The 22,985-nt window shown below is 47.6% G+C and carries 24 protein-coding genes and 1 pseudogene; 8 read left to right on the top strand and 17 right to left on the bottom strand.

Translation table 11 applies throughout. The features are described 5' to 3' along the window. Positions 1 to 114: 114 nt before the first annotated feature. On the top strand, positions 115 to 1,770 hold the full coding sequence (locus KCG43_RS14070; protein ID WP_192013800.1) for an ATP-dependent endonuclease: 1,656 nt from the start codon (positions 115 to 117) through the stop codon (positions 1,768 to 1,770). Positions 1,771 to 1,883: 113 nt separating this feature from the next. On the opposite strand, the gene phrB is transcribed toward KCG43_RS14070, so the two are convergent. The 10 genes from phrB to KCG43_RS14020 form a co-directional block, all read right to left on the bottom strand. After that, on the bottom strand, positions 1,884 to 3,344 hold the full coding sequence (phrB, locus tag KCG43_RS14065; protein ID WP_218385701.1) for a deoxyribodipyrimidine photo-lyase: 1,461 nt from the start codon (positions 3,342 to 3,344) through the stop codon (positions 1,884 to 1,886). Positions 3,345 to 3,348: 4 nt separating this feature from the next. Beyond that, positions 3,349 to 4,164 carry a MerR family transcriptional regulator gene (locus KCG43_RS14060; RefSeq protein WP_218385699.1) on the bottom strand — a complete coding sequence of 272 codons (816 nt, stop codon included), beginning with the start codon at positions 4,162 to 4,164 and terminating at the stop codon, positions 3,349 to 3,351. Positions 4,165 to 4,168: 4 nt separating this feature from the next. Then, positions 4,169 to 5,113, bottom strand: coding sequence for a 2-thiouracil desulfurase family protein (locus tag KCG43_RS14055; protein WP_218385697.1), 945 nt, complete (start codon positions 5,111 to 5,113; stop codon positions 4,169 to 4,171). A 163-nt stretch (positions 5,114 to 5,276) separates the two neighbouring features. Next, positions 5,277 to 5,708: a YkvA family protein gene (locus tag KCG43_RS14050; RefSeq protein ID WP_218385695.1), complete on the bottom strand. Its 432-nt coding sequence runs from the start codon at positions 5,706 to 5,708 to the stop codon at positions 5,277 to 5,279. A 236-nt stretch (positions 5,709 to 5,944) separates the two neighbouring features. Next, the gene (locus KCG43_RS14045; RefSeq protein WP_218385692.1) at positions 5,945 to 7,267 is read right to left on the bottom strand and encodes a type II toxin-antitoxin system HipA family toxin; all 1,323 of its coding nucleotides are present in this window, start codon (positions 7,265 to 7,267) and stop codon (positions 5,945 to 5,947) included. After that, positions 7,261 to 7,629 carry a helix-turn-helix domain-containing protein gene (locus KCG43_RS14040; protein ID WP_192013809.1) on the bottom strand — a complete coding sequence of 123 codons (369 nt, stop codon included), beginning with the start codon at positions 7,627 to 7,629 and terminating at the stop codon, positions 7,261 to 7,263. The genes KCG43_RS14045 and KCG43_RS14040 overlap by 7 nt, the downstream gene beginning before the upstream one ends. Positions 7,630 to 7,852: 223 nt before the next feature. Further along, positions 7,853 to 8,098, bottom strand: a complete 246-nt coding sequence (locus tag KCG43_RS14035; protein WP_218385690.1) for a Rho-binding antiterminator — start codon at positions 8,096 to 8,098, stop codon at positions 7,853 to 7,855. 55 nt (positions 8,099 to 8,153) lie between these two features. Then, complete coding sequence (locus KCG43_RS14030; protein WP_218385688.1) at positions 8,154 to 8,552, bottom strand: GNAT family N-acetyltransferase; 399 nt, start codon at positions 8,550 to 8,552, stop codon at positions 8,154 to 8,156. A 222-nt stretch (positions 8,553 to 8,774) separates the two neighbouring features. Continuing rightward, a complete protein-coding gene (gene yddG, locus KCG43_RS14025; protein ID WP_218385685.1) occupies positions 8,775 to 9,692 on the bottom strand; it encodes an aromatic amino acid DMT transporter YddG in 918 nt (305 codons plus the stop codon). 81 nt (positions 9,693 to 9,773) lie between these two features. Beyond that, positions 9,774 to 10,328, bottom strand: coding sequence for a dihydrofolate reductase family protein (locus tag KCG43_RS14020; protein ID WP_218385683.1), 555 nt, complete (start codon positions 10,326 to 10,328; stop codon positions 9,774 to 9,776). A gap of 643 nt (positions 10,329 to 10,971) precedes the next feature. Here KCG43_RS14020 and KCG43_RS14015 point away from each other — a divergent pair. The 4 genes from KCG43_RS14015 to KCG43_RS14000 all read left to right on the top strand — a co-directional run bounded on the left by KCG43_RS14015 (position 10,972) and on the right by KCG43_RS14000 (position 16,117). After that, positions 10,972 to 12,285 carry a molybdopterin-dependent oxidoreductase gene (locus KCG43_RS14015; RefSeq protein ID WP_218385681.1) on the top strand — a complete coding sequence of 438 codons (1,314 nt, stop codon included), beginning with the start codon at positions 10,972 to 10,974 and terminating at the stop codon, positions 12,283 to 12,285. A gap of 4 nt (positions 12,286 to 12,289) precedes the next feature. Then, complete coding sequence (locus KCG43_RS14010; protein WP_218385679.1) at positions 12,290 to 12,949, top strand: c-type cytochrome; 660 nt, start codon at positions 12,290 to 12,292, stop codon at positions 12,947 to 12,949. A 163-nt stretch (positions 12,950 to 13,112) separates the two neighbouring features. Beyond that, the gene (locus KCG43_RS14005; RefSeq protein ID WP_218385677.1) at positions 13,113 to 14,675 is read left to right on the top strand and encodes a bifunctional UDP-sugar hydrolase/5'-nucleotidase; all 1,563 of its coding nucleotides are present in this window, start codon (positions 13,113 to 13,115) and stop codon (positions 14,673 to 14,675) included. Between the two features lie 23 nt (positions 14,676 to 14,698). Further along, the gene (locus KCG43_RS14000; protein ID WP_218385675.1) at positions 14,699 to 16,117 is read left to right on the top strand and encodes a hypothetical protein; all 1,419 of its coding nucleotides are present in this window, start codon (positions 14,699 to 14,701) and stop codon (positions 16,115 to 16,117) included. 149 nt (positions 16,118 to 16,266) lie between these two features. Here KCG43_RS14000 and KCG43_RS13995 read toward each other — a convergent pair whose 3' ends face one another. Next, on the bottom strand, positions 16,267 to 17,154 hold the full coding sequence (locus KCG43_RS13995) for an NmrA family NAD(P)-binding protein (RefSeq protein WP_218385673.1): 888 nt from the start codon (positions 17,152 to 17,154) through the stop codon (positions 16,267 to 16,269). Between the two features lie 95 nt (positions 17,155 to 17,249). On the opposite strand from KCG43_RS13995, the gene KCG43_RS13990 reads away from it, so the two are divergent. Further along, on the top strand, positions 17,250 to 18,158 hold the full coding sequence (locus tag KCG43_RS13990) for a LysR family transcriptional regulator (protein WP_218385670.1): 909 nt from the start codon (positions 17,250 to 17,252) through the stop codon (positions 18,156 to 18,158). A 28-nt stretch (positions 18,159 to 18,186) separates the two neighbouring features. Here the strand turns inward: KCG43_RS13990 and KCG43_RS13985 are convergent, their stop codons facing one another. The 5 genes from KCG43_RS13985 to KCG43_RS13965 form a co-directional block, all read right to left on the bottom strand. Beyond that, the gene (locus tag KCG43_RS13985; RefSeq protein ID WP_255558054.1) at positions 18,187 to 18,588 is read right to left on the bottom strand and encodes a PaaI family thioesterase; all 402 of its coding nucleotides are present in this window, start codon (positions 18,586 to 18,588) and stop codon (positions 18,187 to 18,189) included. A 69-nt stretch (positions 18,589 to 18,657) separates the two neighbouring features. Next, positions 18,658 to 19,044, bottom strand: coding sequence for a GFA family protein (locus KCG43_RS13980; RefSeq protein ID WP_218385665.1), 387 nt, complete (start codon positions 19,042 to 19,044; stop codon positions 18,658 to 18,660). 88 nt (positions 19,045 to 19,132) lie between these two features. Continuing rightward, on the bottom strand, positions 19,133 to 19,630 hold the full coding sequence (locus tag KCG43_RS13975) for a DUF2867 domain-containing protein (RefSeq protein ID WP_218385663.1): 498 nt from the start codon (positions 19,628 to 19,630) through the stop codon (positions 19,133 to 19,135). A 349-nt stretch (positions 19,631 to 19,979) separates the two neighbouring features. Continuing rightward, positions 19,980 to 20,357 carry a GFA family protein gene (locus KCG43_RS13970; RefSeq protein WP_192013830.1) on the bottom strand — a complete coding sequence of 126 codons (378 nt, stop codon included), beginning with the start codon at positions 20,355 to 20,357 and terminating at the stop codon, positions 19,980 to 19,982. A gap of 556 nt (positions 20,358 to 20,913) precedes the next feature. Beyond that, on the bottom strand, positions 20,914 to 21,285 hold the full coding sequence (locus KCG43_RS13965) for a nuclear transport factor 2 family protein (RefSeq protein ID WP_218385661.1): 372 nt from the start codon (positions 21,283 to 21,285) through the stop codon (positions 20,914 to 20,916). Positions 21,286 to 21,596: 311 nt separating this feature from the next. Between KCG43_RS13965 and KCG43_RS21440 the strand changes: the two genes are divergently transcribed. Further along, positions 21,597 to 21,731, top strand: coding sequence for a hypothetical protein (locus tag KCG43_RS21440; RefSeq protein ID WP_255558048.1), 135 nt, complete (start codon positions 21,597 to 21,599; stop codon positions 21,729 to 21,731). 277 nt (positions 21,732 to 22,008) lie between these two features. On the opposite strand, the gene KCG43_RS13960 is transcribed toward KCG43_RS21440, so the two are convergent. After that, a complete protein-coding gene (locus KCG43_RS13960; protein ID WP_218385842.1) occupies positions 22,009 to 22,398 on the bottom strand; it encodes a lysozyme inhibitor LprI family protein in 390 nt (129 codons plus the stop codon). 258 nt (positions 22,399 to 22,656) lie between these two features. Here KCG43_RS13960 and KCG43_RS13955 point away from each other — a divergent pair. Then, positions 22,657 to 22,788 (top strand): annotated as a pseudogene (locus KCG43_RS13955) (IS110 family transposase); the annotation flags it as partial. Positions 22,789 to 22,985 lie beyond the last annotated feature (197 nt).

Raw genomic sequence — 22,985 nt, 5'->3', positions numbered from 1 at the left:
TTTCAATCACGATGAAAATCAACAGCTTCTGCCAATTTTGTGAGCATATACATGAACACACTGTCTGTTAATGCTATAGGCTTACAGTAAGCAAACACTGTGGGCAGGTGAAGAATGCATTTAAGCAGAATCGAAATTGCCGGTTTCAGAGGTATCAAGCGCTTGTCTCTGACACTGAATGAACTGACGGTACTCATAGGTGAAAACACCTGGGGTAAATCTTCCCTACTGGATGCACTCAGTATCGCACTCTCACCGGACGCCAAATTCCATAACTTTCATTTTTCTGACTTTCATGTTGACTACTCACTGGGCCATACTCAGGTCTCTCAGCTGCAAATCGTCCTGAACTGGGTTGAAGATTATCCGGGCGAGCACAAAGCGCGACGCTACCGCTCCTTCAAGCCCGTGTGGGTCAGGAACGGCAAAGATGGTAAGCAGTTTTACTATCAGATAAGCAGCGAACGTGAAGACGACAAAGTGATCACAGAACGCCATTTTCTTGATGCCGGTGGCAATATCATTGACTGCCCGGATAGCAACAAGCTGGCTAGGCAACTGATGGTTTTACATCCCATAGTGCGGATCCGCGATGCGAGGCAACTGCGGCTTGACGCAGAGCAGCAGGAAGAGCTCGATCAGGAACAACGCAATGCCCTCAACACCCGAATAGAGCGCCGGCTGGATAACACTTGCCGCCGCCTGCTGACCCGTCCCGGCCATGTCAGCAGCGATGAAATCAAAAGTAGTATCCGGGCATTGCGGACGCTGGTTGATCATTATTTTGCGTTTACACCGCACCATAAAACGCCCCACAGGGGCCACCGGCATTTCCCTGAACGCAGTCACTATTCCCCTAACCCTCTGGAAATGCTGGCCCGCCCGGAAATGACCAAGCAAAACAAACTGGTACTGATGGGGCTCATCAATGCCTACATCCGCGCACGAGGGCCGGTAGAACTGAAGCGTATATCACGCCCCATCATGATCCTTGAAGACCCGGAAGGCAGACTTCACCCCATCATTCTTCATCAGGCCTGGGCTTTTGTCGTTAATATGCCGATGCAGAAAATTCTTACCACCAACAGCCCGGAACTGGCCTCTGTTGTCCCGTTGAACAGTATAAAGAAACTCAACAGAGAACCCGATAAAACCCGAGTCTACAGCCTTGACAGCCACAGCCTGAGCCGGGATGAACTGCGCAGAGTCGGCTTTCATGTGCGGTTACATCGCCCCGGCGCACTGTATGCCCGGGCCTGGTTGCTCGTGGAAGGGGAAACAGAAGTCTGGCTGTTAAATGAATTTGGTTACCGGTGCGGCTACAACTTTGCTTCAGAAGGCGTGCAGGTGATTGAATTTGCACAAAGTGGCCTGAGGCCTATCATCAAAATTGCGAAATTGATGGGAATAGAATGGCATGTCGTGACAGATGGTGATGCCGCAGGTAAGAAGTACGCAGAAACGGTGCGGCACATGCTTGGCAGCGAATCAGACAAACACAGGTTAACTGTCTTACCCGATCTCGATATCGAACATTTCCTGTTTCACCACGGCTATGAACCCCTGTTTCGTAAGCTGGCACGAGTGTCGGATGACCACCCTGCGCCACCCAAAAAGATCATACAAAAAGCGCTCAAACATCATGCGAAACCAGATGTCGCTCTGGCCATGGTGGAGTTTACAGACAGTGAGGAAATTGACCACATACCGACCTTGCTGCGCTGGCTGCTCAAACGTATAGTCGCACTGGCTCGCGCTTCAACCACTTGAATCAGAACCTCACATAACATGTGACAACGTCACTTGACAGATTTTCAAAGAAGAGCATCACAGTGCCAGGGTGAACGCGCCATTTACTCATACAAGTTCGCGACCTTGATCTTTCATGATGTGGCTTTTGCCTGTTTAAATGCCTCAATGGCATGTAATCTCGCCAACTTGTGATCCACCATAGGCGTGGGATACTCAAGGCTGGCTGCGCCTGACCATTCATGGGGGGTGTGAATATACTTGTCAGGCACGTTTTCGAGCTCTTTTACCCATATACGTATGAACTCACCATTTGGATCAAACTTTTTTCCCTGCGTAGTCGGATTGAATACCCGAAAATAGGGCTGAGCATCGGTGCCAGTAGATGCCGCCCATTGCCAGCCACCGTTATTCGATGCCAAATCCCCGTCGATCAGATGAGACATGAACCACTGCTCGCCCGCCTGCCAGTGGATCAGCAAATCTTTGGTTAAGAAGCTGGCGGTAATCATCCGCAGTCGGTTGTGCATCCAGCCGGTGGCTTTCAGCTGGCGCATGGCGGCATCGACGATGGGAAAACCGGTTTCTCCCTGTTGCCAACGTGCCAGTGCTGCTTTGTCGGAATGCCAGGTCACTTGTCTTGTCCAGCCGACAAATGGCTGGGCTCGGCTGACTTTCGGGTAAGCCTCAATGAGATGACGGTAAAACTCACGCCAGATAATTTCATTGAGCCAGACAAAAGGCCCTGCGTCCTGCTTCTCAATTGCGTGCGGGTACTCATGTAAAATCGCAGAGACGCATTGCCGGGCCGACAAGGCACCAATAGCCAGATACGGTGATAATTTGCTGGTGCCCTCTACGGCAGGAAAATCCCGCTGCTCGCCGTAGTCCGCAATATGCTCGATACAAAAGCGCATCAGCGCATCGCGGATAGAGTTTTCTTCCACTGGCCAGCGACTGCTGTCTGCCATCGGATAGTTCATCCATGACGGTCCGAAGTTGGTCTCAATCACAGAGCCAAAATGGTCGGCACAGTCATCGGGTGATACAGGTTGCGGCACAGGTTGCGCCAGCGCCGGGCTTTGCTGGAACAGACGTAACCATTCGCGGCGAAAAGGCGTATATACTCTGAAAGACTCGCCCTGACGAGTCAGAACACTGCCGGCAGGCAGCACACAGGTATCTTCCAGAGCGCTGAATTTGATCCCCGCCTCTGCCAGCGCATGACCCGCAGCCATGTCACGTTGGCGCTCATTCCATTCATACTGCTTGTTACAGAACACATGCTCTGCCTGCCAGTCGTGAGCCAATGTTGTCAGGCAGTCAGGGACAGCGTTAAAGTCAGCAACTGCCTCTATGCGCAGTGGAATATTAAGTTCAGCCAGCTGAGACTGGAGCACAGCTAACCGACGGCGAATAAAATCGATCTGGATGGGAGCCGCATCGTGACTCACCCACTGCTCAGGCGTGGCAATGAACACCGCCAGCACAGTATGGTACTTCTGGCATGCCTGAATCAGGGCCGTGTTATCGACCGTTCTCAAATCTGCCCGAAACCACATCAGGCATCGATTGCTGCTATTGGTCGCGGTCATGGCATCAGGCTCCTTTTAACTGCTGCACCCAGTCAGCATGGATAGCGGCGATACTGCCTCTCAGCGAGACCGGACACTGACACTCGCTGTCTACACGCGCAAGTTGCTTTAAAATCGCCGGAGGAAGCTTGCTTTCCCCAATCACAACCACAGATTCAAATGCCTGTTGCGAGACTGCCGCTTCAAGACCGTGTAATTTGCTGTTAAACGGCAGATCACCCAGAAGTGTGACACTGTAACCTTCATTGCTCAGTGACAGAGCGGTGAGCCAGATGTAATGCGTAATGCCATCCTGGGCCGGTTCAAAGCTCAGCAGCATGGCTTTGCGGCTGCTCCGTTTACGTGTTTTGGCTACCAGGCTGGCGCATTGCTCTATCAGAGTGGATTGCCACAGTGCTTGCTGAATCGCCCGCAGCGGATTAGCCGGATCGTTTACCTGGGTGTCTACAGGCACTACCACTTTTTCGACAAACATTGGCAGCGGGTATTCTTTCATCAGCTGGCTCAGTAACTGTTCGAGTTTTTCGCGCCGGCAATCTGATAAAGCGCCCAGTATCGGTGCTATCCCATCACTGCCTTTTTCCTGACCGCTGGCGTCACTCACCTGGCCTTCGAGTAACGGCCTTACCTTGCTGATAGCAACGCCTTTCTCAAGCCAGGACAGGATCAAACGGATCTTTTCAATATCCGCCTGTGTATATAAACGGTGCCCTTTTTCTGTGCGCTGTGGCTTGAGCAGCCCGTACCGGCGTTGCCATGCGCGTAAAGTGACGGAATTCACCCCCGTCATTTCAGACACTTCTCTAATAGCGAATAACATAACTTCAGAGCCCATAACGTAATTTCAACTCCTCCGGATACGGATTAAGAAAGGTCTGCAACTGCAGATACGGATCCGGGTATTCTTTCAGGTAATGTTTAATCAAGACCAGAGGGGCCAGAATAGGCTGATGACCCAGGCGGTAGCTTTCAATCAGGTCCAGCAATTCCTGCTTTTGTTCGCCGGTCAGGTTGCGTTTGAAATAACCCTGTAAATGCATTAGCACATTGGTGTTGTTGCTTCGGCGAGCATGTTTGCTCAGGGCATCCATGAACTGCTGACGGTATTCAACGAAAAATTCCGCCAGCTCCCAGTCTTTGATGCCGGCCACTAGCCGCCCCAACTCCCTGTACGCTGTCGGGCTGTGTGCCATCAGGACGTATTTATAGCGTGAATGAAATTTAACGAACGCATCCATGCTCAAGCCACTGCCCATGTTTTGATAAAAATCATGTAAGGCATAAATACGAAACACAAAGTTTTCACGCAGCGCTGGGTCATGCAACCGCCCGTCCTCTTCGACGGGTAACCAGGGCATAGCTGCCATCAATTTTCGGGTAAACACCCCCACTGTGCCCCCCGGTACTGTGTTACCGTTCGGGATATACAGCTTCACCCTTTCCATGCCACAAGTGGGTGATTTGGCACATACTACAAAGCCACACAGAGATTGAATGCCGCTGATGTGCTTATCAGCAAACGCCTTCATTTTTTCGGTGACATCCAGCTCACCGCCTTTGCTATCGACCAGGCGCTCACCATTTTCCTGCTGTACCAGCCGTATTGTTGGGCGTGGAACAGGCAGGCCGATTGCCATTTCAGGGCAAACCGGGCGAAACTGTACAAATTTTGCCAGTTCGTCCGTCACAAAGCGGTTTCTTTTGTGTCCGCCATCAAAGCGCACTTTCTCGCCAAGTACACATGCACTAATACCTACCGGGATACTCATCTCACACCTGTACAAAAAATCATCTTGTACAATGATGTTAGTTAAGCTTAACGAGTTGTACAAGAAAATAAAATGTATAACTTTGTAACTACCACTGTCTCAGACACAAAAAAAGCTGCCTGATATTCACTGGCAGCTTTTTTGACTTTGAAATAAAAGGAAATTATTCGTTTTCAACGTCTGGCTGTTCTGTACCTTTCGAGGCATTTCCTGCTCGCCAGGCTTCATAATCATCCAGATCCTGTTGTACAAGCTTGAGACAGACGGCCAGAATCAGCGCGTCATCCGTCAGCCCCAGGAAGGGAATCACATCCGGCAGAACATCCAATGGGTTAAACACATAAAGTAAGGCCGTAACGATGGCAGCAACAGTAAACCAGGGAATTTCCCGGTACTCGCCTTTCCAGTAAGCCTTAACCAGGCCATACATGGATTTCACTACGTTGAAATACTTACGCAGCGTGCCACTTTTCTGCACTTTGTCTTCAATGACCTGCTCTTTTTCTAACACACGCTGAATGTCTTTATCCGTGACTTTTCTAGACGAGCTTTCCAGCTTTTCTTTGGCTTCCTGTTCATTCATTGACTGACTCATCCTCTCGCCTTAGTGGGCCATTTCTTCTTAAGTTAACTATGGCTTTTCGCCTCTCATTTGTCATTAAGGGAAAAAGCCCGCATCTCCGTAGTGAGGTTTTCAAAGTACCCTCGCGATCCGACGCTGAATATCGTTGGCAGTTGTTCTAGCTCGATATTTATAACCATTACTTTGCTGTTTTTTAGCCCCGCAAACCGAGTGTAAAGCCTTCAAGGATTAATAAACTGAGAATATCGTTAAATCTTCAGTCTCAGATTTGCTCCGACTTCTTGGATCAGACTTTCAGGGACACCGTTATCTTGAGCTCTCGATCGCCAGGTAGAGACATGCTCTATGGTTGAGTCCAGAATGCTATCAACTTTCTCCCTGGTGAATAACGGGCTCAGTTTACGGAACTGATGGAAATCCTCACGGGTGAAATTGTCCCGCTTTCCGTTGAGACTCATCCAGTGGCTGTTTACCCACTTACTTCCTTTCTTGTAGGAGTAGGCAAGGTCATAGGCAGGCGCCAATGTCCACTCCCCCTTCTCTGACATCATAAAACTCCAGTTCTTGGAATGATCGTCGTGGTTTCTGGCCACAACGTTAAACACCATTCGGCGAAATAGTTGTTCAGCGTCAAAAGCCTTGAGTTTAAGCCTCCGGGCAATGGCAAAAAGCTCTTCATAGGAATACTCACCGACCCGCTTAAAGTTCACATGAGCAATACCGTTGAGTGTCTGCGTGTGGACACGCTTATTCTGGACCCGGTCAAACCGCTGTGTCACAAAATGGCGGCGATCACCTTCTTGCAGTAAACGAGTGGGCATCATCTCAATACCACATAACTCACTGGCAATCTGGTAATAGGTGAATTCTCCAGCACCGTAACCAAGTGGATCACCAAACGTTTCTCTGTCTTTATTGTGCTCACTGACTCCGTCGAATTTCAGTAACCAATGGGTGAAACCTTCCGGGGCATCTGTCTGGCCGGAACGAGCCTCTGTGAATTCCTTGTTGAATGCCAGCACAGCTTTAGGCCGTGCCCCGCCCGCGCTCATGCCTACTGACATCAGGGCCAGCATGGCCTCTTTGTCCTCATCACCATGGCCGTTTAGATCAACGCCAAACTGAGTACGCTCATCAAGAATTTCCTGAGCAATGGACACCAATTCCTGAACTTCGACAGGATTGGAGCTGTTGAGTTTGTTCATTCTCTTTGCCGGTGAATAGGTCAATGCCCCCATTCCCCGCTCTCCAGTGTACTGGAGGCGTTGCAGAGGCGTGATATCACCCGGTTGTTTACCGTTACGGGCAACCCAACTGTTTAACACCGCATTCCCGAAGTCATCAGGGAGCGAGTCCGCCAACAGGCCGGACATACCGCGGAAGGTGTCCCAGTCAAGATTGGGAAACTGATATATCTGAGTGCCCAGAGGCATCATCAGGGGGGATAGCTCCAGACCTGAATTAATAAATGAGCGGTCGTATTCGAAGGAACTGCGCTTTGTCTGCGTGTCAAAGGTGGCAGCACCGACATCCCGGCCCTGATATTTCACCACAACATATTCTTTTACCATCCCAAGTCTTCCTTGTTGCCATCATCTGCTTTGTCTTCCGGGGACTTTGTCTTGTTGCTTGGTTTCCGTCTGTTGGAGGCCCGAACCCGCTGGTAACCTTTCATCTTTGCCAGTTGGATTGGGGATAAATCTATAGGCGGGAGGAAGCTGTCGAGATGATCTACGATTCCCAGCGCCAACATCGTCGCCATGAGTGTTTCCACTTTGCAGCGTCCGCTTTCTACGTTTTTAATCGTGGTGCGATTGAGACCCGTGATCTCAGCGATCTCTTGCTGGGTCATGTTCGCGTTTAAACGATAGGTTTGAATGCGCTCGCCGATTAGCTCTGCGAGCGCCATTGGCGTCAAATCATGGTAATTCATGCAAAACCTCATAGCCAATAGTGATAGCTAAACTCATCATAAAATACATTTTACCTCATTATGGTGAGTTTAATCATCATTAACATATACTTCAAGTAATGATGCATATAGCCATCATTAAATAAACATAAGGCCTTTAATGATGACTATAGACATCATTAGCAATCATAACCAAAAAGAGAGTCTAGGTGTGATGTGATTCGTGTCCGTTATTGGTGGTCTGCTAACAAAAACTCACCCGTTCGAAATGGGGGTTCGGACGGGTCGCTTCCATTGTGTTCAACTGGTCAAGCACAACAATCTGTAACCCGAGGGATGTTTTCAGTGACATACACTCTTGTTTTTCTTCATTGCGAAGTGTGTCCTGGGCTATACCCTCAATCTCACTTCCGTCTGTCAGACACAGTTTTACCGGCAACTTATACAAGCAGGCAATTTCGATATAGTCATATTGCTGACATGAAATCATCTTCAAACCTCCTTCGCGGTACATCATGTTCGCGATACGTCACAATTGTCGTTTACTACTTTTTCACCCAGTACATGCCTTCCGAGTTTGGCCGGGACAATTTAAAACCAAACTTTTCATACAATTCAGGAACGTCTGCCATCAGCGACACATAAGAGCGGGGAAAGGCAGCTTTGTCGAGATAAGCCATGATATGTTCCATGATTTGACGCCCGAGGCCCTTTCCCTGATGGTCGGGATCAACAGCAACATCCACAATGTCAAAATTAATGGCTCCGTCGCCCACCACTCTCCCCATGGCAACAGGTATACCGTCATAAAGAATATGTACGCCGTAAAGGCTGTTTGGCAAGCCTTTCACTGCCGCTTCATAAGAACGGGACGATAATCCAGAGATTTCGCGTAAACGTAAAAAATCTTCAGGGCCAACCACTTGCTCAATAACCTGGTACATCAGTATTCCTTTCTATCATCAATACATTTGCAGTAAATCCGAATCGCGTAAGCCAGCAAAAACGCTATCTTAGTGATTCGCGTCGGATCTTACTTTGATATTCAATTTATTTGATATGTCATTAGAAGGATCGTGATCGTCTTCAATGGAAATAAAGGCTGGTGGTTTGGATGTAAGGATAGACGAATAAAAAACCCGCAATATATGCGGGTTGGGTGACGATCAGGCCTGTTCTTCCTGTAATGGCTGTGAAGAAGCTTGTTCACGGGTGATCCACCAGCACAGTACAGAAGCAACACTCACCATCACAACACCTTGCCAGAAGGTTGCCGTTAACGTCAGTCCCAGCAACTGCGCAGACAAAAAGGTTGAAAACACAGGTACGAAATAAGACAAGGTTGCCAGCAGTACCATGTTGCCGCGCAGGATCCCGATATTCCATAATGCATAACCACCACCCATGGCAAGACCAGCCAATAGCAAATCCCTGATCACCGAGAGATCAAACTGCATTGGCGGTTCATTGGTGAAAATAAACTTCAGCCAAAGCGCGACTGCTGTTGCTGCAAAAAACCAGGTAATGGCGTTTTTACCACTGGCCATGATCCGGGTAACATTGCAATAAATTGCCCAGATGAGCGCCCCACTCAGCGCGAGCGTGTAACTGAGCGGGTTACTTTGTACATTGTCGGTTAACCGGGACACAGACAGTCCGCTATCACCCGCTACTGTCCAGGCAACACCAAAGAAAGACAGTAATAAGCAAGGATACAACAGCCAACTGACTGACCGTCGTGAGAAAATCACCGCAAACAGTACCGTCAGACACGGCCAGAGGTAGTTTATCAATCCCATTTCAACCGCTTGCAGTCGATCATTTGCCATCCCCAGAGACAACGCCAGACACATTTCATAGCTGACAAACAGCAGACCGCCGATCAAAAGGTATTTCCGGGAAAATGAAGACAGCTTCGGCAAGCCAACGGTCAGAATGAGAATGAAAGCGCTGACGCTGTAAATCATGGCAGCACCACCTACAGGGCCAAGCTGCTCGGTCACATTCCGAATAAGCGCAACCACACTGCTGAAAAGACAAATTGCGCCGCACCCGGCCAGAGTAAATTGATGACTGCGTACCACGGTTAACCCTTGTATATAAACATCTGAGAATCCACAACACTGCCTGAGAATTACCGCGAAAACAACCTGAAACCCCCTTGTTTATGGCCCAGGTGCATATCTCAACAGCATGACATCCCGATTCAGCCTTTTGGCATCCAGCAACATCAATCTTTGCCATACCTTGGCACCATCAAAAGCTTGCTTGCCACTGGTACTGACAAAAGGCTCCAGTAAGAACTGATACTCATTAATTAAACTTGCATCAGCCAGTGAGGCAGCCAAAGCAGGGCTGCCAAACAGAACAACATTGCCGCTTATTTCAGACAAGAATTGCCGGGTATTCTCAATATCCGGTCCTTTCAGAGCCTCAGTATTTTGCCAGAGAAACTCAAGAGGCCGTGTTGTGACCACACGCTTGGGAATGGACTGCAACTCCATCGCCAGATACTGCATATATTTAGGTAAATCCTTCCTCGTTGCTGCTTCAGGCCAGAAAGCCGCAAAAAGATCATACGTATGGCGTCCCAGAATTAATGCTTCTGAGCCATGAAGTAATTCAAGAGCGTATTCATGATGCTCCTGATCCACTACAGCATCTTCATGATGGCAGTGGCCATTCAATGTCATGTTTAACGAGTAAATCAGGTATGCCATAACAAATCCTCTTTTACGTAAAGCGCACGCAGAGCCTCTCTGCAATACTGGTTTCATGAGTATTTGCAGAGAGGCCGGGATTTGCCAGTTTTAGTATCAGAAAAGAGGTGTCAATGCGCTTGTTTATTGTTGATAAATCAATAACTACTGCTCAGCACATACTATTAACCCCCCATTGAGATAAACAGAGAGCCAAAAACCCGATTTAACGCATCCATGGTCGACGGGCTGATCAGATAAAGCTTCGCGACACTAAATACAATACGGGCGACAAAAAAGTAAGCCCAAGTGAAAGTGCCATACTGAGTCCTTCAAACGACAAAATGAATACAGAATCATACGAATAACGCCTCTTCATCTTGCGGGCAAGGACTGTTATTAACATAAAACATTGCTGTAATCAGATTGGACAAGCTACCTATCTTCAGCGAGTGAGTTTGAGAGAAATATCGTTGCAAACTAAACTCAGTAGCGTAGCTGCAACCTTTGAGCACTGAAGGCAAGCAATTTTGCGTTCTGAGTGCTTGATTCTCAGTCTTGAAAAGTGCCTCAGCCACTCATCTTGTTGATCCGGATGAACGTTAGATTGGTCACATATGTTGAACCAGAGGCGCCTGTTAGTTGACTTGATAAGGTGCGAATTATGGCTAAAGACAAGAAAAATACACCTCAAGGTATCTTCGAGTTCGACGAGAAAAACCCGGATTCAGCGGACAAAAACGTCTTTGGCCGAGTCAGCTTTCCGGACAGACGTGGTTTCTTGAAAGGCGCAGGCTTAGCAACAATGGCTGCTGTGCTTGGCGGTGCGATTCCTTTTCACCGTAACATGCCCGCAGGCTTGATCCCCGCCGCTTTCGCGGAAGGCCTGGATGATGTGGTGATAGAAGGTAAAGATGGTCTGACGGTACTGAACGACAGGCCAATGAACGCAGAAACTCCGCCCCACCTTCTCAATGACGACATCACACCCACCTCGCGGCATTTTATTCGAAATAACGGTATCCCGCCGACTGATGTTAACCCGGACGCCTGGAAATTAACGATTGACGGCCTGGTCGACAACCCCATGACATTAACCATTGAAGAGCTGAAGAAAAACTTCGATGTCGTAGAACAGCAACTGGTGTTGGAGTGCGGCGGGAATGGCCGCGCATTCTTCGAACCCAAAGCCACCGGGAATCAGTGGACCTACGGCGCCGTGGGTTGTTCAGCCTGGACAGGCGTGCGACTCGCCGATGTGCTGAAAGCCGCCGGTGTGAAAGATAACGCCGTTTATACCGCGCATTACGGTGCGGATAAAGACCTGTCCGGCAAGGAAGGAAAAATACCCATTTCCCGCGGTGTACCCATAATCAAAGCCATGAGCAGCGAAAACCTGATTGCCTTTGCTCAGAACGGCGAAGCACTGCACCCAATGAATGGTGCCCCGATACGGCTGATCATTCCCGGCTGGCCCGGCTCCTGCTCGCAAAAATGGCTGACACGTATTCAAATCCGGGATCAAATTCATGACGGCCCCAAAATGACCGGTACGTCTTACCGCGTGCCCAACCGCCCTGTTGCACCAGGAGAGAAAGTGGATGAAAAAGATTTTGAGATCATCGAACGAATGCCGGTGAAATCTCTGATTACCTCACCACAAACCAACACCACAGTGTCTGGCAGTGAAACCTCGGTCCGGGGACATGCCTGGTCTGGCGATCGCAAGATAGAGAAAGTACAGGTTTCCATCGACTTTGGTGCAACCTGGACGGATGCTGATCTTTCCGCCCCGGCCAATGAAGGTGCCTGGCAAACCTTCACCACTAAGGTGAAATTCCCTCAGCCCGGATATTATGAAATCTGGGCCAAAGCCACAGACGACAAAGGCATCAGCCAGCCTTTTGCCATTGCGTGGAATCCCAAAGGCTATCTAAACAACACCTTCCACCGTGTCGCGCTGGTCGTTAACGGATAACCTCATGAGTAGGATAACTTTTATCGAGCGGGTATTCCCGCTCTCACTTTCTCTGCTTCTGTTTGTCAGCCTGCCGCTTTCGGCCAATGAAACCCTGATTGCCGCAGGCGAACAACAAGCTTTAGTGTGCAAAGCCTGTCATCAGATGGAACCAAATGGGGTGGCAGCCATCGGGCCGCCGCTCTGGGGCTTAGCCGAGCGTCACATCGCCAGTTTCAAAGGCTTCAATTACAGTGATGCCTTAAAGCAGCAGCAGGGACAATGGGATGCCGCAAAACTTGATGCGTTTTTAGCCTCCCCCTCAGACTTTGCCCCGGGCACCAAGATGGTTTTTCCCGGCGTGAAAGACCCGGGGGCACGGGCAGCCATTATTGCCTGGCTGGCAACCAAAAACCCGACACCGCCGGATTGGATCACTGAATCGGCTGGCGAACCGGTAAAATCGCCCGGTGAAGGTATTCTGGCACCGGGAAAAAACATGGCGCTGGTGGCTTCTGCTTGTTCCGCCTGCCATTCGCTTTATCTCGTTACACAGCAAGGACTCAGCAAAGAAAGGTGGGATGAGTTATTAACATGGATGGTTGATGAGCAAGGGATGGATGAATTGGATCCGGATGATCGCGAAGCGATCCTTGTTTATCTTTCGACGTATTACGGAATGTAGTGGCATCAGAATAACCAACACAAAAAGAAATTCCGGAGTTATCTTTATATTATCCGCACCAATAATGTGAACCAACTCAATTGTAGGGCCCATTCCCAACCGCATAATCAGTTCGGCTTCAATCAAAATAGCCGTGTACCCTACAATTCAGATGGAACCGAATATGAACAAAGTCATTCACAGACCAATCCTAGCGACACTGGTAGCAACGCTCCTGGGCACATCCTCCAATGCGATTGCCGAAGTGCACCAGGTCACGCTGTTGCACACCAACGACATTGAAAGTGTCTATGAACCCGTTGATGCATTCTGGAACCCGGATATCACCCGTATCGGTGGCATCCCTTATCTTGCAACACTCATCAAAGAAACAAGAGCAAAAGAAGAGACCAGCTTCCTCCTTGATGCTGGCGACATTTTCACCGGCTCACTCGCAAAAAAATCCAAAGGTAAACTCTCTTTCGATTTATATAGCGCCATGGGTTATGACGTAATCACGCTAGGCAACCACGAGTTTGAATACGGTTGGGAAACGCTCAAGCAAACAATGCCCAGAGCCGCTTACCCGGTACTGAATGCGAACATCAAGTTTGAGCAAAATGACGCACCTTTTGCTCAGCCTTATACCATTCTTGAGCAAGATGGAGTTCGAGTGGGTGTCATTGGCGTGATGGGGATTGATGCTTTCTATAACACGATGTGGAAAGGCAACAGAAAAGGCTTAACCATTGATGACCCCATTGCAGTTACTCAATACTGGGTGGACAAAATTCGTGATGACGTTGATATGATTGTGGTTCTGACTCACCAAAATAAAACCGCCCCAATGCAAACCGATAAAGAAGCCGATCCGGAAGTCCAACGTGGATTCGATGAAGACTATGACATGGCAGGTAAACTAACAGGCGTTGATGTTATTTTTGGTGGCCACTCAGATCATGGTTTGTGGAAACCTGTTGTTCATCCTAAAACAGGCACAGTCATTGGTTTAACTTTCGGGCAAGGCAAATACCTGGGCTACACAAAATTTGCAGTCGATACCGATAAACACAGTGTAAAACTGCTTGAAGGTAAACTGATTCCGGTTGAGTCAGACAAACTGAAACGAGATGAGAAAACCAGTCAGTTAATTGAAACCGCGCGCAGCAAACATCCGGAACTGACTCAAACGTTAGCCACGCTGGACAAAACCGCTTACCGCAGCTATTACCGAGAATCGAATGTGGGTAATTTGGTTGCCGACATAATGCGAACGGCGGCGAACGCAGACATCAGTATGATCAGCTCTGGCAGTATACGTGTCGACCTGAACAAAGGCCCGGTGACCATGGAAAATATCATGGATCTATTCCCTTTCACCGATAAGCTCTCTTTGGTTGAGCTGACAGGAAAACAAGTAAAAGAGCTACTTGAATACAGCTACACTCTCCCTTATGGATTGGCACAATTCTCGGGTATCGAGGCGCAATACGACAGTCAGAAACCAGAAGGAAACCGTTTACTGACGCTAAAAGTCAATGGCAGCGCGGTAGAAAACGACCAGGTTTACAAGGTCGCTACCTATTCTTATGCCGCAAGTGGTGGTGACGGATATAAAGTGTTTTCTGAGGGTGAAATACTGTCAGAAACCGGTTCAATCACTCAGGTGCTCATTGAGCAGCTTAAAGCACAGAGAAACATTCAGGTACCAGCTTTAGGCCGTCAAATCGACGTATCCAAACAATAATACCCTGTGGAGGGTAAGCAGCAGTGCCTTTCAGAGAAAATTACAATGGCTGCAAGACTTATGGTTGCCCAAATTGCGGCAACCCCGAACAGTCACTCTACTCGCGCTCAGACAGGCTCGGTTACGATGCTTGGTATTGCTCTGAATGCGGTGCTTACCCACCCGTATTATTGAATCAACCTATCCTTGCACTGGCGGAGCAAATTCGCACCCGCCAGTATGATAACTCCCTCTTTCGTCACTGCGCGTGTCGGCAGCCAACATTTCAGCGTTATGGTTTTACCGCAAGCGGCAGTCAACGCGTACAATGCACGAAATGTCACCAAGTGGTGACCTTACTCAATGCCAGAAAGCTAGCGAACAGACTTCAGCCAATTATGGATGCCCTGACCCACCGGGTCCGTCCCGGAGCAATCCAAAAAGCATGCCATCTGAGCGGAAAAGAGTTCGCAACACGTCTGCCTCTCCTCGCCCAGCTACTCACACAAGTAAGCCGTGGCTGGGAAAAAGAAATCGACTTCGCTTTGATCCAAACCCGCACGACGCGACAAGTCTGTCGCTCTGGTTTACAGCACGGTAATAACAAACAATATGAAACCCGTCTTTGGACACTTTCGAGTGCAGATTCCCAATCCGGCTATCTGTTGTTATTCAATGACAACGCTTTATATGACGACGTTTCGCTCACCTCCGCAGTGCTGGCACAGAGTCTCTATCACCTCGATCACGTCGAGCCTGATTTAGATAGTAATATCGATGTGCTGAATAAAGCCGAGCACACTTACAGCAAGATTTTAGCCCGCAGCCAGTTCGATAAACTAGCGTACAGCCTCCAGCGTCATGCTAAATCAAAAGAAGCGCAGTTACTGCGTCCTGTCTACGCCGCCCATGCTCATTTCCAAAACCTGTACAGGATGACACATTGCGTACCGCCATCCGCGATTATTCTTGAGCATGAAAGCTTCTTGCGCGGCGCTTCTATTACGGCTTTTAGCCACGAAATAGGCAAAGGCCAGACCGATCTCTATTATTGCCATTTAACCCAGAAAATTGACACATTGATGCCACCAGTAATCAGCAAGAATATGAGCTGGTGGAATGAGAAATGGTATCGCCTGTCAATTGAAAACAAGCATGGTAACTGGCAGGCTGGTATCGGCGTACTAACCAATGAACACAGCAAAATTCGCCAAATATTGCCTTCGCACCCTGACTGGAATCAGTATTTCTGGCATGGGTTTAACCACTGGCTCACCCCTGAATACGCCAGACGTATTAGCCTGAAGCGCCTCCACCAGTGGCAAGCCGTCTATCGGTATTTGTACAACCTTGTCTTTACCGACCGGTTAAACATTAAAGCAACGCATGGCATTGAACCAACACAGATAAGCGCAATCGCAGATTTCATAAACCAAGAAAAGCTAAACTCGCGCAAACTGTGAATGCAGCGATTGCTTAAGGCTTCTGAGTGAGAGTCCATGTCGCCTGCAATAAGGAGTGCCCGCCTGTCTTCAGAACGAGTGAGATCGGGCATGAACGCCGTGCCCGATCGTCTGGAAGTTATGCTCTGCCACAGCAGGACGCTAGGAGATTACCCCGCGGCCAGCGCATCAATCATAATATCAAGCTTAACCGTCCCAAGGCGGCGCTCAATGCTCAATCTGTCATGAAAGGCGATATGACCAGAGTTAAGACCCTGAGTCATTTCAATAAACCCGGCGATGGCTGCTGATGAAAATCCTTGGCCAGCTATTGACTGTGCCCAGTCTGATTCCGGTATTGAGAAAGGCTGTATCGCTTCTCCAAGTTTAAGGGATACGAGCTCCGCGACATCATTCGGGGAATACCTATCGGGACCTTCCAGGTCAATGATTCGTACGCCGCGCCAGTCTTCACAAAGAACTTCAGCCGCGATGCGGCCAATATCTGGTGTTGCGATCATCGGGAACTTTTGATTCAACGGCGAAAGAAAACTGGGTAATTGGCGCTGGAGTATAGCCATCTTAACAAGCGGCCTCCAGTTTTCCATAAAGTAAGCTGCGCGAAGGAATACTACAGGCAATCCTGTGTCGATGATACAAGCCTCAAGCATACGATTCATGGCTATCCAGCCGGTTCCCCCGGCTTGTTCAGCACCGATTGATGAGAGAGCAACAATCTTGGCTAACTTCGCCTCTTTTGCTGCCGCTGCAATGGTGTGAGCCATCTCTCTAGCCTGTGAAAATAGATCCTCGGACGAATACTGAGGAGGGCTGACGATGTACGCACCGTCCGCACCAGAAAAGGCCCTGCAAAGGGCAAAGCCATCTGAGAAATCAGCCACAGCGACTTCCGCCCCAAGTGTCGTCCACACATCCCCCGCTGGCTCATCTCGCACCACAACCCGCACACGTTTTCCGGCATCGAGTAATGTTTTTGCGACAGCAGATCCTGTGCGGCCTGTAGCGCCTGTTACAACATACAATTCGTTAGTGCTCATCAATCATCTCCTCGTTCAGAACCATAATGGATTCGATGTGAGGAATGCTATACTGCTCATCAACATATTAAAAATGCATGAAGGTTATATCGAGAATGCAAAAAATGGATATAGGTAGGGTCGATCTCAATCTTCTCAAGTTGTTTCACGCCTTACTGAAAGAAGGCAGTGTGACAGGTGCGGGCGCACGGTTAGGGCTGAGCCAGCCTGCGGCAAGTCGAGGTTTAGCACGCTTACGCCGATTATTGAACGACCGGATTCTGGTACGAACAACCAACGGATGGGAGTTTACACAAAGAGCACTCGCATTATCGGCACCGGTGACCAAGTTATTGGATGATGCTCGCGCAATCGTCGCACCGTCGGAGTTTCATCCAAGCAGCGCATCAGGGCAATTTACTGTTGCCACCGCAGATCATTTAGCCCTCTTACTAATGCCTGAGCTGGTCGCTAAACTTGCCTCGTTGGCACCCGGGATTGATCTCGTTATGCCAGCAACAGCCGGCGACAACGTTGATTTGATTGCTCAGGGTAGCGCCGATCTGGCAATTGGCTCTTTCGAAGGGCTTCCTGCAAGGTTTTATAGCAGGCGACTCTATGATGAAGATTTTGTCTGTGTGGTACGCCAAGATCATCCGATCATCGACGAAGAGTTGACGCTCGAAAAATTTGTCTCGTTATCGCATCTTTCGGTGATTATCACCGGCCAGGGAAGGAGTACCGTGGATGAAGCGCTAGCGCAACACGGGCTCACCAGAAGAATTGTGGTACGAACCCCTCACTTCTTGGTTGCTCCCATGATTGTGGCCGAAAGTGACTTGATTCTGTGCATTCCGCGAAGATTGGCCCATCAGCTTGCCAAGTCGGTTGCTATAGAAGTACTTGAACTCCCGGTAGAAATACCGTCATTCACCCCATCAATTATCTGGCATGAAAGGCAACATGATGATCCTGCCCACATATGGCTTCGCAACCTGATTGTAGAAATCGCCCGGAAACTGTGAACAAAAGCCGTCATTGTGTTTAGCTTGGTTAACTAGCATCAATCTTGTTGATTGTTCCAAGAGAAACCGCAACCAGTTTTTCTTCGTTATCTGTTTTGGCGTATACCTTGCACTCACAGGTAGCTTGGCGCTTTCCAGAGTATAAAACTGTTGACCTGGCAATCAATCTGTCTCCGATCGCTGGCCTGACATAGTTCACTTTATATTCTGAAGTGACACAGCTTCCCAGTACTGATGCTCCAGCAAAGGTAATACAGTTATCAGCCAAATAGCTAACGACACCACCATGTGCAAAACCATTGTTTTGCTTGAGATCATCTCTCATATCAAGGCTCAATTCAGCAGTGCCGGCCTCAAAAACGTCCAGCTTTGTCCCCAAAAGCAAACTGAAAGACTGCTGTGCCAGGATCTCTTTCCCTTTCTCTAACATATTGCTCAATTTTTATCTCCTTACCGATATTCCGGAAATCTCATGCTCAACCCGCCGCGCATGCGATTGTTAGGCGTCTACCTCTACTTTCCACCATTTAGGTCTTTTGGAGATATAGGAATGCCCTTCTGGAGCAAAAGCTTTAAGGTTAGGACTATCAAAGACACCCAAAACAATAGCAATCGTTGGCTCATCATCAATAGCACCAATCGTGCTACCACAGACAGAACAAAATGCCCTAGAGGAATAGTCAGAAGATCGCCATTTTGAAGGTTCACCATCTACACCCGTCCAAACGATATTTTCTTTAGGAAATTCAACCCATGCCTGAGTTAAAGCCCCTGAATGGCGCTGGCATTGTCGACAGGAACAAGTGTGCGGTTTTAATGCAGGACCTTTGGCAGCAAACCGGATGTTCCCGCAGAGGCAACCTCCCTCATAAATTTTAATTTTCAAAAGTTAAGTCGCTCCTATAGTTTGCAACACTCAAGCCTGACACCCACTCAAAGCAAACAAGGTAGAGACGTCGTCTTTGACTCGTTTGTTATGCCTGTGCCAACGTTTTCAATGAACTCGGGACAATCAGCTTGTGAATTGGAGCAACAAAAAACATGTACACTTTGCCAAAAAAATTATGTACATGTACTACCGTTGTTGCGTGAACCCTGACTTTGTCACCTTCTACGTCCAATAGAAACGACACTCTTACATCAAGGTGTCTATCACTGTCCTCTAAGACTATTTCGGTATCACTGTTACTCTGTAATGTAAAAATGCCAATTCGCTCACCAACTTTGATGCTTGCCATGTTTTTCTCAGAACCCGCATCCTGAAGTCGGCCTAAATGTTTTAACCCAAACATTGATACAATGCGATTTCTCATTGCCATTAAGAAAGAGACCCACGCTGGCGTTTGTTTCGCTATTTCAAGATAAACATCAAGTGCGGTCTGATTATTGTTGGGAATTTCGCGTGAAAAGCTATCAGAGAAATAAGTCCCTTTCGCATAATCAAACAACTTAGAATGTTTTGGAATTGTCATGTATTTCTCCCAAAGGCATAACGAATGCCATGAAGTTCCGCTCATCAGGCCCAGCCACACTTGGAAAGACTGAACACAACATCACTAGACACCACCATTACACTATCTGTCTATGGCATTGATTATGCCAAACCAGTTGCAGTATCCACGCAGAAGATCACCGATGCAAGGTGTTGATCCACGAACCACTTCAAAAGAACATCAATTCTTGCTGATCATATGTCGCGCTTGAGTTCGGTGTTTCTCTCAGCACCGCTGGATGCGCTCCAGTTACACTTTGCTGGCACAAAGCGTAACCAGAAATACCTTTAGGTTATCTATAACACGTCTCAATTTATGCGCCTAAAAATTAATTAGCATCTTTTGGGTGGTGGATACCATCGTAGATCTTTACTGGCTCTAACTCATACGGGTTAACACCCTCTAGGCACGCAACATTAATTGCATATTGGTGCGGGTTAGAACGCCTTTGGTGGTGAGTGTATATACCACAAGTTTTACAAAAAAAGTGTTTTGCTGTCATGGTGTTAAATTGATAAAGAGTTAAATTATCTTCACCTTTAACAATTTTTAGGTTTTCTAGTAGAACTGAAGCTGCAATTGCCCCACGCTTTCTGCACATAGAACATGAACAGCGACGGGGATCTTCTAAACCGTTTGGTAATGTAAGCTCAAGCTCAACTGTACCACAGTGACATTTTGCTTTATGTACCTTGTTAATTTTCATATTAGTGCTTCCTTGCTAGCTCAGGGGCTTATTCAACATCTGGATAAAGTGTCGACAGCGCGACACGTATGCTTATTTGTTATAACTACATTTTCCGTAATGGCTGGCATGCTAATAGCAAGAAACAAAACGCAAACGTGCCCCCTGCTGCAATCAAAGAATTGAGTTCACCGTATTTTACCAATAGAGACATAACTGCAGGAGCAACAAAAATAAGTGCGTAAATAAAAACCTCACCGATTTTAGTTTTTGTGAACACTTTTTACATGTTATGTGCTTATCGAAGTTAATCGCTAACTTATCACTAATAGAAATGGATATTCCGCAATTTGGGCACTTAAACATATACACTCTCAACTGACTTCAATGTAGTAACAAACTATAACTACGGCCATCAAACGATGCAAAACACCAGGAAGATAGTTCGAGGGATTTCAAACCGCACTGTAGTTATAATGAATGAAATGGACTCCCCCTTATCAGGTTTTGCCACACTTGGTAAGTCTAACCCTGTAACTACCGGAGGCCACCAAATTACTGTTTGTCCTAATCACTGCTACACAAGCTCAAATTCTGGGCATGGTGTTCCTTGGTGGTATTTCATTTGCCAATTCTGCCCGGTGAACACCCAGATAGAAGAGCGCTTAGAAAAAGCTCCGATTTCACCTGTTTCTGAAACCCAAGCAGATTTATACAAAAGTAACTGAACGGAAGGCTCTAGCTGAATACAATCGTATTCCTGTGAGTGAATATAACCACTTGAAGGCTCTTCACTTTGCATCATTTCTACGATAGAAGCATAGCCGAAAGTGCGTCCAGAACGACCAACCTCCTTGAAACTCGGATGAAGTAACCTTGCTACTTCTTCAATATTTTGCCTAGTTTCGTATTGATGTAAGGCTATTTCCTGCTCAATTAAAACTTCCACAATTTCTCCAATCCTGAAAGACATATAACGAATGACATGAACTCCCCCTCATCAGGCTCTGCCACAGTTGGTAAGTCTGATGAGCTAATCAAAATAGACCACCATGTCACATCCTATTTATGGCATTGATTTAGCTAAACATAGTTTTAAGTATCCACTGTGGGGATCACCGAAGCAAGGTGTTGATCCACGAACCACTTCAAAAGAACATCAATTTTTGCTGATCATATATCGCGCTTGAGTTCGGTGTTTTTCTCAGCACCGCTGGATGCGCGCCAGTTACTCTTTGCTGGCACAAAGCGTAACCAGAAATGCCTTTAGGTTCTCTGGTGCTGGCCGGGGCGGTTGTAGGCGCTCCCGGCGCCGACAACCTAAAAATTCGTCCTGAATTTTTCCCTGTTATTGTGGATAACGCTGGTTTATTACTCGTCATTGAACTGATCTGATCCAATGCTTTTGGACATCGCGAATAAAACAAAGAGAATGGCCGCCACACCGTAAGCTGAGGAACGCACTTCAACAGACAGCAAAAATCATGTAACCCACTGAAGTTATTAGTCATCTGATAGCTTATGCGCTTACTGTGCCTGATAAAAACAGTCCGCATCGCCCCCTCCGGCGTTCAACCAAGTTATTTCCATAATCATGCCGCTTCGGGCTTGTCCAACACCCGGAAAAATGTCGGCTGCGCGACACTTATCGTTATTTGTTAGCTGCCTTGGGTCAATCTACAAATACGCGCTTAAAGTACTCTACTCGATCTAGAGTCATTCTTAGCTTACATTCTTCAACTTGAACCCCTTGCCAAGGTGACGGAGTTGAAGAAATACCTGCAAATTCACACTCGGCATCTCTGTATTTTAACCAAGCCCGTTGAGCTTTTCTGAATGGTGCCACCAGTTCGGTTTTTGACCACGTATTCCGCAATAATGCTTCTTCCTCACTGATTCTATCTATTGCTTCCTGATAGGTTTTATTGAGTTCCATATCTGCGGTTTTCATTTTCTCTTCGACACACAGATAACCTGCCGTAACTCCTCCACCTTGTACATTACAGGGGTCTTCAACACTATCAGAAGCCCAAACAAACGTAGATACAAACGCCAATATCATAAGTGATTTGTTCAAATTTACCTCCAGGTACCTAACGAATAATGGACTCCTCATCATCAGGCTCTGCCACACTTGGTAAGTCTGACTATGAATTACCGGAGGTCGCCCTATCACAATCTATTTATGGCATTGATTTAGCAAAACATAGCTTTAGTATCCACGGTGAAGATCACCAGGCAAGGTGTTGCTTCAAAAAATAATATCAAGCTCAAGGGTTCTCTCGACATTTGCCAATATCCCACCCGCCTATATCGTGACTATCAACGACTTCTGGCTGAAAGAAAACCGAAAAAAGTAGCCATCATTGCATGCGTCAGGAAGATGGTTGTCATCCTCAATGTGATGCTACGAGATGGCTCCCAATGGGAAGAAAAAACGGCGTTAATTTAATGATTGACGCCATAGTCGTTTGTTAACTGAATTTTACTTCCGATATTTTTGGTACAAGGAATCAATTGAGTATTCAAATAGTTCTTTGATGTGGTGTTTGGCCTCTGGGATCGAAACAAACTTAAAATCTACTGAAACAGATTTGCGACCAAATATCCCAATAAAACCAGGCTTAGAAACTACTTGCAAATCCAGCA

The organism is Photobacterium sp. WH24 (genome assembly GCF_019204055.1).
GTDB classification, from domain to species: Bacteria; Pseudomonadota; Gammaproteobacteria; order Enterobacterales; family Vibrionaceae; genus Photobacterium; species Photobacterium arenosum.
Note: the sequence above shows the minus strand (reverse complement) of the source record. Positions and strands in the feature narration are given on the sequence as shown.